The 11,960-nt window shown below is 58.7% G+C and carries 14 protein-coding genes; 12 read left to right on the top strand and 2 right to left on the bottom strand.

The annotated features are described in order from the left end of the window. Window positions 1-12 precede the first annotated feature (12 nt). From HU767_RS13690 to HU767_RS13650, 9 genes are all read left to right on the top strand, one after another. Window positions 13-225 carry a hypothetical protein gene (locus HU767_RS13690; RefSeq protein WP_186729753.1) on the top strand — a complete coding sequence of 71 codons (213 nt, stop codon included), beginning with the start codon at window positions 13-15 and terminating at the stop codon, window positions 223-225. Window positions 226-253: 28 nt separating this feature from the next. Continuing rightward, the gene (gene aguA, locus HU767_RS13685; RefSeq protein WP_186729752.1) at window positions 254-1,360 is read left to right on the top strand and encodes an agmatine deiminase; all 1,107 of its coding nucleotides are present in this window, start codon (window positions 254-256) and stop codon (window positions 1,358-1,360) included. 243 nt (window positions 1,361-1,603) lie between these two features. Then, window positions 1,604-1,804 carry a hypothetical protein gene (locus HU767_RS13680; protein ID WP_057449186.1) on the top strand — a complete coding sequence of 67 codons (201 nt, stop codon included), beginning with the start codon at window positions 1,604-1,606 and terminating at the stop codon, window positions 1,802-1,804. Window positions 1,805-2,107: 303 nt separating this feature from the next. Then, window positions 2,108-2,779 carry a DsbA family protein gene (locus tag HU767_RS13675; protein ID WP_186707277.1) on the top strand — a complete coding sequence of 224 codons (672 nt, stop codon included), beginning with the start codon at window positions 2,108-2,110 and terminating at the stop codon, window positions 2,777-2,779. A gap of 249 nt (window positions 2,780-3,028) precedes the next feature. Further along, window positions 3,029-4,315: an OprD family porin gene (locus tag HU767_RS13670; RefSeq protein ID WP_186707276.1), complete on the top strand. Its 1,287-nt coding sequence runs from the start codon at window positions 3,029-3,031 to the stop codon at window positions 4,313-4,315. Between the two features lie 290 nt (window positions 4,316-4,605). Beyond that, window positions 4,606-5,352: a 2OG-Fe dioxygenase family protein gene (locus tag HU767_RS13665; RefSeq protein ID WP_186729751.1), complete on the top strand. Its 747-nt coding sequence runs from the start codon at window positions 4,606-4,608 to the stop codon at window positions 5,350-5,352. A gap of 13 nt (window positions 5,353-5,365) precedes the next feature. Continuing rightward, window positions 5,366-5,803: a GNAT family N-acetyltransferase gene (locus HU767_RS13660; protein ID WP_186707274.1), complete on the top strand. Its 438-nt coding sequence runs from the start codon at window positions 5,366-5,368 to the stop codon at window positions 5,801-5,803. After that, a complete protein-coding gene (locus HU767_RS13655) occupies window positions 5,800-6,513 on the top strand; it encodes an AzlC family ABC transporter permease (RefSeq protein ID WP_186707273.1) in 714 nt (237 codons plus the stop codon). Before HU767_RS13660 ends, HU767_RS13655 begins: the two co-directional genes overlap by 4 nt. Next, window positions 6,492-6,809, top strand: a complete 318-nt coding sequence (locus tag HU767_RS13650) for an AzlD domain-containing protein (protein ID WP_186707272.1) — start codon at window positions 6,492-6,494, stop codon at window positions 6,807-6,809. Before HU767_RS13655 ends, HU767_RS13650 begins: the two co-directional genes overlap by 22 nt. On the opposite strand, the gene HU767_RS13645 is transcribed toward HU767_RS13650, so the two are convergent. Continuing rightward, window positions 6,726-7,652: a LysR family transcriptional regulator gene (locus HU767_RS13645; protein WP_186729750.1), complete on the bottom strand. Its 927-nt coding sequence runs from the start codon at window positions 7,650-7,652 to the stop codon at window positions 6,726-6,728. The genes HU767_RS13650 and HU767_RS13645 overlap by 84 nt on opposite strands. Before the next feature lie 392 nt (window positions 7,653-8,044). Here HU767_RS13645 and HU767_RS13640 point away from each other — a divergent pair, with 392 nt between their 5' ends. From HU767_RS13640 to HU767_RS13630, 3 genes are all read left to right on the top strand, one after another. Next, a complete protein-coding gene (locus tag HU767_RS13640; RefSeq protein ID WP_186729749.1) occupies window positions 8,045-8,566 on the top strand; it encodes a PBECR2 nuclease fold domain-containing protein in 522 nt (173 codons plus the stop codon). A gap of 352 nt (window positions 8,567-8,918) precedes the next feature. Next, window positions 8,919-9,329: an MbcA/ParS/Xre antitoxin family protein gene (locus tag HU767_RS13635; protein ID WP_060739641.1), complete on the top strand. Its 411-nt coding sequence runs from the start codon at window positions 8,919-8,921 to the stop codon at window positions 9,327-9,329. Beyond that, entirely contained in the window at window positions 9,329-10,006 is a 678-nt protein-coding gene (locus tag HU767_RS13630; protein WP_186729748.1) for an RES family NAD+ phosphorylase, read from the top strand. The genes HU767_RS13635 and HU767_RS13630 overlap by 1 nt, the downstream gene beginning before the upstream one ends. Before the next feature lie 139 nt (window positions 10,007-10,145). On the opposite strand, the gene HU767_RS13625 is transcribed toward HU767_RS13630, so the two are convergent. Further along, window positions 10,146-11,753 (bottom strand): methyl-accepting chemotaxis protein, encoded by a 1,608-nt coding sequence (locus HU767_RS13625; protein ID WP_186729747.1) that lies wholly within the window; start codon window positions 11,751-11,753, stop codon window positions 10,146-10,148. Window positions 11,754-11,960: the final 207 nt, after the last annotated feature.

The following is an 11,960-nucleotide window of genomic DNA, read 5'->3' as shown; positions in this document are numbered from 1 at the left end:
GAATGCCGAGCTGTGAAGCTGTATTCCCCCTGTGGGAGCGGGCTTGCTCGCGAAAGCGGTGGTTCAGATGGCATTGATGCTGAATGTGCCGCCGCCTTCGCGAGCAAGCCCGCTCCCACAGGTTTTCTCGTCATAAAATCGATTTTTGTCGATGTTTTAAGAGGATTTTTGATTGATTTCGGTTTTTGTGACTTTATTAGTCGATATTTATCGTCTATAAAGTGACCACTGCCTATCGCCCAGGAGATGACCCATGACAACGTTGCACAGCACTCCGCGCGCGGATGGTTTCCACATGCCTGCCGAATGGGCGACCCAGACCCAGGTCTGGATGATCTGGCCAGAGCGCCCGGACAACTGGCGCCTGGGCGGAAAGCCCGCACAGGCTGCCCACGTGGCGGTCGCCAAGGCCATCGCCCGTTTTGAACCGGTGACCGTGGCGGTGTCCGCGGGCCAATACGAAAATGCCCGGGCGCGCCTCGACGTGCCGAATATCCGCCTGGTGGAAATGTCCAGCGACGACGCCTGGGTCCGCGATACCGGCCCGACGTTCGTGATCAACGACAGCGGTGAAGTGCGCGGTATTGACTGGGACTTCAATGCCTGGGGCGGCTTTGACGGCGGCCTGTACGCGCCGTGGAACCGTGATTCGCAAGTGGCCGGCAAGATCCTCGAGCTCGAGCGCAGCCCACGTTATCGCACCGAAGGTTTCGTACTCGAGGGTGGGTCGATTCATGTGGACGGCGAAGGCACCGTGATCACCACCGAGGAGTGCCTGCTCAACCGCAATCGCAACCCGCACATGAGCCGTGAGGAGATCGAGGCGGTGCTCAGTGCGCAATTGGCCGTGGATAAGATCATCTGGCTGCCGGACGGTCTGTTTAATGACGAAACCGACGGTCATGTGGATAACTTCTGCTGTTACGTACGGCCTGGCGAAGTCCTGCTTGCCTGGACCGACGACCCGCAAAACCCGAACTACACCCGCTGCCACGCGGCGTTGGACGTGCTGCAAAACAGCACGGATACCAAGGGGCGCTCGTTTACAGTGCATAAAATGCCGATCCCGGGGCCGTTGTATGCCACCGCAGAGGAATGCGCGGGCGTGGATGCGGTGGAGGGTTCCCAGGAACGCAACCCAAGCGTGCGACTGGCCGGTTCCTATGTGAACTTCCTGATCGTCAACGGCGGCATCATCGCGCCGAGTTTTGACGACCCGCTGGATGCACCGGCCAGGGAAATCCTGCAGAACCTGTTCCCGCAGCACGAAGTGGTCATGGTGCCAGGACGCGAACTGTTACTGGGCGGCGGGAATATCCATTGCCTTACCCAACAGCAACCCGCGCCGCGGGCAAAGTGAGTGGCGATGTAACAGCCTGGTGATATCGCCAGCGCCGGCTCTAAACCGGTGATTTTGGATCCATCCTGGCAAGCCCGCGGCCCGATTGGGTCGCGGGTTTTTTTGTGTCCGTTCGTGGGTGGGCAGGGATGGATTGGCATAGCTCTTGTATTGGATCAGCAGCAGTTCCGGGGAGGGAACTGAGTTGTTTTGTCATAAACCTTGGATAAATTAGCCGCTCATCAACCAGGAGAGGGCGCTGGAATGAATATGACAAGCGAGCGCACATGCCATCCCTTGGCCGTTAATGGTGAGTCGCTTCAAGCGTTGGCGCAGTGGTTGAAGTCCAACGGAACGCGTCAGATCAGAGAACCTGATCCGCGCCGGATGATCGTTGAGCGGTACCCTGCTGGCCTGTTCAGCGAGGCTGAGCTGGAAGCACTGTGGGATGTGATGCAAGGATAGAATTCGACGGATTGATAAAAAGCGCTGGCCGGGATGGCAGCGCTTTTTTTGTGTCCGCTGGATTTGTGGATTGATGCAATTTCCCTGTGGGAGCGGGCTTGCTCGCGAAGGCGTCGGGTCAGCTACCTATGCGGTGACTGACACACCGCTTTCGCGAGCAAGCCCGCTCCCACAGAGGATGGTGTTCAATTCTGGGCATTCGCCCGATCCACGAAACACACTGAAAGCCGTTCCGGCGTTTTTCCGCAGCGCTCGCGAGGCTACCCTGCTGCCATCGAATCCCCATGGCTAGCGGAGTTTCCCATGACCACTCTCCATTATATCTACGACCCGCTGTGCGGTTGGTGCTACGGTGCCAAACCGCTGGTGCAGGCGGCCCAGGCTGTATTGCCAGTGATCGCCCATGGCGGCGGCATGATGACCGGCACCAATCGCCAGCAGGTCTCGCCACAATTGCGCAATTATGTGATGCCCCACGACCGGCGCATCGCCGAATACTCCGGGCAGCCCTTTGGCGAGGCCTATTTCGACGGTTTGCTGCGCGACCACAGCGCGGTGTTCGATTCGGCGCCGCCGACCGCCGCCGTCCTTGCGGCCGAACAGCTCGGCGGCCATGGCCTGGAACTGCTAGGACGGCTGCAAACCGCACACTACGTCGAAGGGCGGCGCGTTGCGGACGAAACCGTCCTGCTGGAGCTCGCTCAATCCATTGGCCTGCCGGCCCAGGCGTTCCTGGCGGCGTTCCGCGCGGCTGATGTGCAGAGGCATATCAAGGCCAGTCGCGCCTTGCTCGCTCAGGTTGGCGGTCAGGGCTTTCCAACCTTGGCTCTAGAGCGGGACGGCCAGTTCACATTGATCGACATCGGCTCCTGGCTGGGCAAGCCCGAGGCATTCGCCCAATGGCTGAAGCGAGCCGTGCCGGAGCAGGCATCGGCGCCATCAGCGACTTGCGGTTTGAACGACTGTTCGCTTTGATCGATTCTTAGATGTTTTTCGCCTAATTACAGACGATTCACGAAATTGACACACCGTTGAGGGCGCGACTACGATTCGTCCTACGCCTGTGGCTGACAGCCATGACTCTTAAATAATAAAAAGGCCCGACACGATCAGACGTGGGCGGGCCTTTTCATTATTTCCAGGAGCAAGAGTCCGAAAAAGAGCGCAAAGCGCCATTTCGGCTGCTCGCCGCGGTGCGTATCAACCCGTACAAGGAAAATAATCATGTTGAACAAGCGCATCAGTTTGATCGCATTGGGGATCTTGAGCACGACACACGCCATGGCCAATGACCAGGCGGAGTCAAAGGGGTTCGTTGAAGACAGCAGCTTGAAAGTGCTGTTGCGCAACGCTTATATGAACCGCGACTACAAGGACGGCAGAGAAGACAAGGCCGAATGGGGCCAGGCGGCCATCGGTACGTTCTCGTCCGGTTTCACCCAAGGCACGGTGGGCGTGGGTGTCGATGCCTTTGGCCTGTACGCGTTGCGTCTGGATGGCGGCAAGGGGCGTAGCGGTGCGCAAGGCATCGACTTCTTCAAGCAAGGCGACAGCGGCAGCGCGGCCGATGATTTGTCCAAGTTCGGTGCGGCGGTCAAGTTCCGCGTTTCCAATACCGTACTGGCCTACGGTGACCAGATGCCGGCCCTGCCGGTGCTGAGCTATGACAATTCGCGCCTGCTGCCGGAAAGCTATACCGGCACGCTGATCACCTCCAAGGAGATCAAGGGGCTGGAACTGAACGCCGGCCGTTTCACCGCCGAATCGCGCAAGAGCGCCGAAGGCCATGACAGTGGTGGCCTGAAGTCGATCAACGTGTTGGGCGGCAGCTATCAGTTCACCGAGCAGTTCAAGGCTTCGCTCTACGCCTCGGATGTCGAAGATGTATTGAAGAAGCAATACGTAAACGCCAACTACGTGTTCCCACTGGCCAAGGATCAATCCCTGACCCTGGACTTCAACGGTTATCGCACCAAGCTGGACGACAGCTACGTTCGTGAAAACAACGTCACCGGCGACGACAACAAGATCTGGAGCCTGGCCGCTACTTTCGCCACCGGCCCTCACAGCTTCACGCTCGCCCACCAGCGCAGCACCGGCGACAGCAACCTGGGCTACGCCTACGGCGGCTATCAGCGCGAGCAGAACCGTGTGGGTGATGGCGGTAACACGATCTACCTGGCCAACTCCTACTGGTCCGACTTCAACGCTGAGGACGAGCGCAGCTGGCAGTTGGGCTACGGCCTGGACTTCACCACCTTCGGCGTACCGGGCCTGACCTATAACGTCGCTTACGTACGTGGCGATAACATCACCACGTCCACCAGCGAAGGCGGGACCGAGCGCGAGATCTTCAACCAGTTCAAGTACGTGGTCCAGAACGGCCCGGCCAAGGACTTGAGTGTCAGGTTGCGCAGCTCTGTGTTGCGGGTGTCGCAGAAATCCAGCGAGTACAACGTCAGCGGCAATGAGCTGCGGGTGTTCGTGGATTATCCGATCAGCGTCTTCTGATGCCTGATCAGGTTGTAAGTCGATAACGGTGGCGAGGGAGCAAGCTCCCTCGCCACCGTTGATTCATGCCTGCCTGAAGTGAACAGCATGGCGACGCCAAGCTCGGGTTCTTTTTGCTTTTAGCTCAAGAAAAGCCGCTGGAATCGCCTGTTTCCCCGAGAAAAAGTCGTCTTTATGTAACGTTGCCCGCCGTTTCAAGCGCCGCTTGAAATGCCTCAAATACTTTCTCATGGACGTAAATCCTGCACCTACTAGATTAGGCCGCTCAACGCAGTGGAGACCTATGAAAAATGATCGTTCTGAACAGGGAAGTGGGCGAAGCGCTGAGACGTGACAAATACGTCAACGTTCGCGGTGGGGACTTCAACCTCTACGGTCATTTCGGCGACTTTGTCCGGCTGACCAAAAGCTGGGAAAACATGGAGCCCGACAGTTACTACGGCCAGGCCGACTCAGGCATGCGTTTTCGCCGCTACAGCGACTTCGAATACAACCCAACGACCCGTGAGCTCACGCAGCTCGAACACCGGGCCTACGTTCAGTCCAAGGCCAACAACAGCTATGTCGGCGGACTGGAGCGGCACTTCGAGGACTTCTCCAACGAAGTGATCAACTCGCCGGTGATGCGCAGCCTGATCGACACGGACTTCGAGGTGTACAAGAACGTCCTGCCGCAGGAACTGCACGATGAAATCTGGCAGTGCCAGATCCATCAGATCCGCATCGAAATCAAGCCGGGCAAACAGCTGGAAATCACTCCTGAAGGGATTCACTGCGACGGTTATCCGTTCAGCGGCGTGCACTTCTGGGGCCGTCAGAATGTGGCGGGGGCGGAAAGCCGCTTGTACACCGCCCAGGAAGAACAGCTGGCGGCGACGACCTACGAGGACATTCTCGACACCACGTTTTTCCTGGATCGCGACATGCGCCATTACGTAACCCCGGCGCGCAACACCCATAGCCATGACATGGCGTACCGGCAGATCCTCGCCATTTCCTTCTCGCGGCCCGGGACCGCTTTCGACATTGTTCGCTGAACGGCTCGAACCCATGGACGACCTGACGCAGCAAGTCCTGTTGCGTCGGGCCATGGTCCGGGACGCCGAGCGGCTGGAGCGATTCTTTCGCGGTTTCGACGAAGTGTCGTTCTGCGAATGGCAGGATGCCCGATTCTTGCGCGGCGTGTTGTTGCAGGACACCACCACCGCGTACCTGGCCATCGATGCGAGCGGTGAAGTGGTGGGCGCGGTGATCGGCGGCATGCTCGGCACCCGCGGCACGATCAATCACCTGGCGGTCAGCCCGCAGCATCGCACCAAAGGCCTGGGCCAGCGTCTGGTCGAAGCGGCATCGGCAGACATGAAGCGGGTGGGCGTGCTGCGCATGTTCCTTTTCGTCGACGATGCTAATCTGGCCGGCAAGCGTTTCTGGGCCGCCCAGGGGTTCTGTGAGCCTCGGGGTGAAATCACCTTCGAGAGGGATTTATGAACAAGACTTCCAGCCAGCCGCTGGCGGTCGAACCACAAGCCTCGCGTACCTTTGCTGAAGCCAGTCCGGTGGTAGCGGGTTATTTCACGGTTTCGTTTGTGTTCGGTCTGATGGCGGTCAACGCCGGGCTGCCCCTGTGGTTGCCGGTGGCGATGTGCCTGTTCGTCTACGCGGGCGCTTCGCAATTCGCGGCGCTGGCGTTGATTTCCAGCGGTGCCTCGCTGACCACGATCGTGCTCACCACGTTTCTGATCAATGCCCGGCACATGCTGATGTCGGTCTACATGGCCAAGGCCCTGCGCGCGCTGGGGCTCAGTCGTTTCGAACGCTGGTGCTACGCGGCGGGGCTGACGGACGAGTCATTCGCGTTCCACAGCGTCAAGCTCGGCAGCGGGGCGCCGGTGAGCGTGCGCTACCTGGTCGGCTTCAACCTGTTCTGCCATACATCCTGGGTGCTCGGTGGCTTGCTGGGCGCAGTGTGTGCGCAATACGCGGCGCACCTCATCAAATACCAGCTCGACTATGCCCTGACGGCGATGATGCTCTATGTGCTGGTTTCGTTGTGCGACACCCGCAACAAACTGATCGCGGCCCTGGCGGCTGTCGTCTGCATGGGCGGGCTGAGCCTGCTGGGCAACTCGCCGTTCAACGTCTTCATCGCCACGTTCGTTGGCTGCGGGGTAGGCGTATGCCTGACCAAACGTTCCTGATCCTGGTCGTGGTCCTGATGATGGCCGTGACCTTCCTGCCGCGCGCCCTGCCGTTGCAGATCAATACCGACCACTGGCCGCCCTTCGTCGCCCGTGCCTTGGAATACCTGCCCGTGGCAATCGTCGCTGCCATCAGCCTGACCCCGTTGTTGATCAAGGACCAGCAGATACAACTCGATCGCCCTGAATTTTATGCCGCGATCCCGACGCTGTTATGTGCGTATTTCAGCCGCAACCTGTTTCTCAGTGTGGCGCTGGGCACGGCGGCGTACATCGCGCTCGGTTCGTTCCTGTAGCCTCAGGTCCACCACATCGTGCAGCGCCTGCCCAGATAACTCGGGATTGTTCACCGCCAGGCGGACCTCAAGGAAATCCTCGAAGTCCGGGAAAATCGCCAGGCCGTTGCCCAGCGCGGCCTCCCGGGACACCAGGCCCAGGCCGTCGAGCTGCGTGATCAGCGACAACGTCAGCGTTTCACTGCAGGAATAGACCATGCGCTGGCTCGACCCGTATTCGCCCAGGCCAGCGTCGAGAAAACGCAGGAAGCTGTGGGAATACGGACATTCTTCTGCCGGACGCACCTGGAACTTGTCACCGAGCAGGCCAAGGGAATCGTCCTCGTCGCCACAATGGGCACCGACCACCCGCACCTGCACATCCGGCATGGTGATGCTGGTAAAACCACCCTGTTGCTGCCCGATCAGGATCGCCAGGTCAAAATCTTCATTCCTGAGCTTGCTCAGGTTCTCCATCGACTCGGCGTAGCTGAACTCCAACTGATACTGGGGAAACACCGCGATCAATCGGTCGATCATCCGCCGGTTGAACTCCGCCGGCAGGGTGGTATTGAGCGCCACTTTGAGCGTGCGCTGTCGCGGCGTCTTGAGCGCTGCGACTTTTTCTTCCAATTGCCGGGTGGCAATCAGCACCTGATCCATGAAGGGGGTCAGTTCCGAGCCCTGGCTCGTCAACGTCAGGCCTTTGTTCGAACGCCGGAACAACCGGAAACCGAACTGCTCCTCGACCTTGTTCAACTGCGCCGCCAACGCCTGCACCGTGAGGCACGAATGCTCGGCCGCTGCCGACAACGAGCCGGTCTGCACGATACGCATGAGGTTGCGTAGGGTTCTGCTATCCATGAGGTAATGCCCTCTGCTTAAGTGGGCTCGCTATTGTTATGCATCTGAACCGGGCCAGATGGTCATGCTGGCTATCATCATGCACCTTGCCACGCTTGTCGCGATTTTGTGCCAAAAAGCGCCGGGAGGCGATGGTTGGAGCTTATGCGGGATTTGGGGGGTTTGCCGGTTTGGCGTGAATTGGCTTGCATCGTTCGCCTGGTTACCGCTTTGCCTGCAACTTTGTCAGAAATTTCCCAGGAAAGAAAAGACTCTGGCTGATATCCGCGCGTTGTTCGAACGGTTGAAATGTGGCGCTTACATTAAAGAGGCATCGCCACGTCTGGATCGGTTGGATAAAGGCAATTGCCGGCGTCTACGAAACATGCAAGTGGTTGCTGAAGGTCACTTGCATGAATCTTCCTGGGACGAAGGAGGTGTCTGGGCAAACAAGCTGGAAAGATCTTGGCTTGCCCGATATTCGAGATATTTCGATCGCGCCGACGGCCTCCCCAGTACGGGAGTTACCCGGTGCTGTTGACTTCGACAGTGCCCTGAAACAGGTAGCCTTGGGTTTTGGGCTGCAAGAAGATATGGATACCGTCTGGATAGATACACCATATGTGCCGGTGATTGTCAGGCGGCGCTACCTTTTACATATCGTGGAGAAACGACCCAACGCCCGGGAGCGCTTCACGGAATTTGCAGTGGATACGGTGCGCAACCCTTTAGAGATTTGGCGGGTTCTTTACTCTGACGGGTCGTATCGCCTCGCGTTCATAGGCGTGTACGCGGCGAAATACCAGATGCTTGTGGTGATCAATGTCGATCATGGGCACGTGCTCTGGAATTTCATGAACTGCGATAAGAAGGCGCTTAACAAGCACAGGCATGGCCATTTGGTTTATCAGCGAGGCTTGGGCCTCCATGAATAAAAGCAGCCCAAGGGCTGCTTTTATTAAAGAGTCGCTTGATATTGTGCTCCCTCAAGCAGGGGAGAAGAGGTCTCACCCGGGCGCTAATGTTCAGGTCATCAACGGGGTTCCTAACGCCGACTGTTGCCACCTGAAGGCAGTCGGTTTCGCGCTCTTGAAGCTGATTTTCTGACATGGTTAAGGTTTATGTCAATCCGTGCCGTGTTCTTCTTCAAGTCAGAAATGTAACAAGGGGAAGCCTGGAGAATTTATCCATTCAAGCTTTTTTGTTCGCATAAGAATAAAAACTTAAAAATAATCCATATCTGTACTATCCTCTAAGCACCACCCCGTTACAAAGGAGCCCAAACCCATGGCGACTTCCTCCATCACCCTCAACGCACAGCAACAATTGGATTCCCCGGACGCGGGTCGAGTCGCGTTGAAGTTTTTCTTCAACCTCATGGCGCTCTGGGGTTGCAGCGTCGAGCAGCAGCGCACCTTATTGGGCAAGGTGGGCAATACGACCTTCTACAAGTACAAGCAATTGCCGGAAAACGTGAGGCTGCCTCGCGATACGCTGGAGCGCATTTCCTACCTCATGGGTATCCACAAGGCGCTGAGCATCATCTTCAGCAACAGCCGGGACCGTGCCTATCAGTGGGTCAGCAGCCCCAACACCGCGGCCCCGTTCAACGGTCAGTCGGCGCTGTCCTACATGTTGACCGGTCGGGTGGTGGACATCGCTGATGTGCGGCGATACCTCGACGGAGTGCGCGGCTGATGGTGCCACCACTGGCGGACTCGCAATGGAAACGGGCCTATCGGATCGTCAACAGCAGCTTCCCGCCGATTTCGCTGTTTGAAGACGTACTCGACCCCGAAGACCTGCCCACCGCCTACGCCCTGGAAGCGTTGACCAACGATCGGCTGATGGAACAGGCTGGGGTGCTGTCCCGGGTACGCCCCGAGGACCGTATTTCCGGGCCCGGTTCCTCGCCGGTGATGGCGGCGTTTACTCACATCGGCAAGAGCAGCCGCTTCAGCGATGGCACCTTCGGCGTCTACTACGCCGCCAGCAGCCAGGAAGCGGCCATCGCCGAAACCTGCTATCACCAGGCACGATTCCTCGGCGCGACCAACGAGCCCGACCTTGAGTTGACCATGCGCACCTACGTCAACAAGGTCGTCAAACCCTTGCACGACATCCGCCACGACTATCTCCACCTCCACGACCCGGACCCTACCGCCTACGGTCCATCCCAAGTGTTCGCCCGACAACTGCGTGAAACCCTGTCATGGGGGCTGCTGTACAACAGCGTCCGATTGCCCGGCCACGAATGCGTGGCCGCGTTTCGCCCGCCGGCGGTTTCGATTCCGGTGCAGGGTAAACATATTCGGTATGTCTGGAGCGCCCAGAAGCGGGAGATTTCGTTTGTGTTTGAGGTGAGCGAGGTGTGAGGCAGGGTTTTTAGAGTGTTTTATGGCTGGGCAATAATTATTGCCCAGCCATAATTTTCAATAATTCGCGATTATTGAAACCAGAGGCTGCTATGCAGCCCACGGGAGCAAGCTCCCTCGCCACAAGAGCGTCTATTGATCAAATCTTGAACTGCTGCACCGAAGCCTGCATCGACCCCGCCGCATCGTTCAATTGATCCGCCGTTTGCGTCAGGTTGTGAATGGAACGGGTGTTCTCGCGAGACTGCTCGGCAATCGACTCCACACGCTGGGCCATTTCATCACTGGCTTTTGATTGCTCGGCAATGGTCTGGGAAATTTCCTCCACCACTTCGGCCGCATGCCGGGCACCGGTGCGGATTTCGCTGATGGACACCCCGGCCTGCTGGGCCAGGTTGACGCCTTCGTCCACACGGCTGACGCAGGCCTGCATGTTCGCCACCGCGTCCCGGGCGCTGGACTGGATGCGCTCGATCATCGCAGTGATTTCCTGGGTGGACTGCGTCGTGCGCGCCGCCAGGTTGCGCACCTCATCGGCCACCACCGCAAAACCACGGCCCGCCTCACCGGCGCGAGCGGCCTCGATGGCGGCGTTGAGGGCCAGCAAGTTGGTCTGTTCGGCGATGCTCTTGATCACCTGGATAATCGAATGAATGTCTTCGGATGAGGCGTCCAGCGCCGTAATCTTGCTGGATGATTGGTTGACCACCTCGGCGATCCGGTTCATGCCTTCCACCACCCCGAGGATCACTTGGCCACCGCTGCTCGCCAAATGCTCGGACTGCGCTGAAATCGTCCGGGCGCTGTCGGCGTGCTGATGGATCTGGCTGATGTTCGCCATCATCTGCTCCATGCTCGCGGCCATGCTGGTCGCGCTCTGGGCCTGTTGATCGGCGCTGGACACAATCTGCCGCGCCGTATTACCCAAATTCTGGGAGGTGCCGTGCAACTCATCGCTCTGGCTGCGGATCGTGGCGATCATCTGCCGTAGATTGGTCTGCATCTGCTCGATCACGCCCTGCAACTGACCCAGCTCGTCCTTGCTCTGGGCCCCCATCGAGCGCTGCAAATCCCCTTGGGAAATCGCCTGGGTATTGAGGATAATCTTGTTCAGCGGCGTCAGCACCGCCTTGAGCAGGCTCCACGACAACAGCGCCAGCGCCACGCAAGTGGCCAGCAACGTCGCGATCAGCCAGCGCTCCGAGGTGTGAATGCTGTGATCCTGATGCTCGCGTGATGACTGCGCCTGGTTCTCGATCAGCTCGCTCACCGCTTCGTTGCGCTCCTCCAGCGCCGAAAACGCCCCGTCGAACTCCGCCCGCAATGCCTGGCCATCCTGGGCGCCGTTCAGCGCCTTGCCAATGACTTGCTTGGCTTTATCGATGTAGGTTTCGACTTGGGGCTTGAGCTCGCCAATCGCCTTGGCGACATCCCCCGGCAACTTCGCCTCGGCATTTTCGGCGATGACCTTGCGCATTCGCTGCGTGTGCTCATCGAACGCCTCCAACACTTCCTTCGCCCCCTGGGCATCCCCCGGCTTCACCAGCAGGGCGGCGAGCACATCGGCACGAATGGCGTCGTGCATCATGTCCGCCTCCATGTGCTTGCGCATGGCCGAAATACTGGTCTCGTTCTGCACCAGGGCCTCGGTCATCGTGTGATAACCCCACAGCCCGATACCGCCAAGCAACAGCGCAAAAGAAAGACTGACCAACCCCGAGCCTATGACCTTGGTGCGGATTTTCATCGCTTACTGCTCCTTGGAGCGGGGGAATTCTGGGAAGTGTAGTTGAGCGCAAGCGGAGCCTTGGAACAGGCAATGCCCTTATTCGAGGCTATCGGCGGGGGGAATGATTAGATGAGCCGTGGCGAGGGAGCTTGCTCCCGCTGGGCTGCGCAGCAGCCCTTCTTTATTTCGTGGTGACTGAGGAAAGCCCAACGCTGCCCCGCTCGT

The organism is Pseudomonas sp. SWRI179 (genome assembly GCF_014268705.1).
In the GTDB taxonomy this organism is placed as follows: Bacteria; Pseudomonadota; Gammaproteobacteria; order Pseudomonadales; family Pseudomonadaceae; genus Aquipseudomonas; species Aquipseudomonas zanjanensis.
The sequence above is the reverse complement of the archived record's forward strand: the minus strand, read 5'-3'. Positions and strand labels throughout refer to the sequence as shown.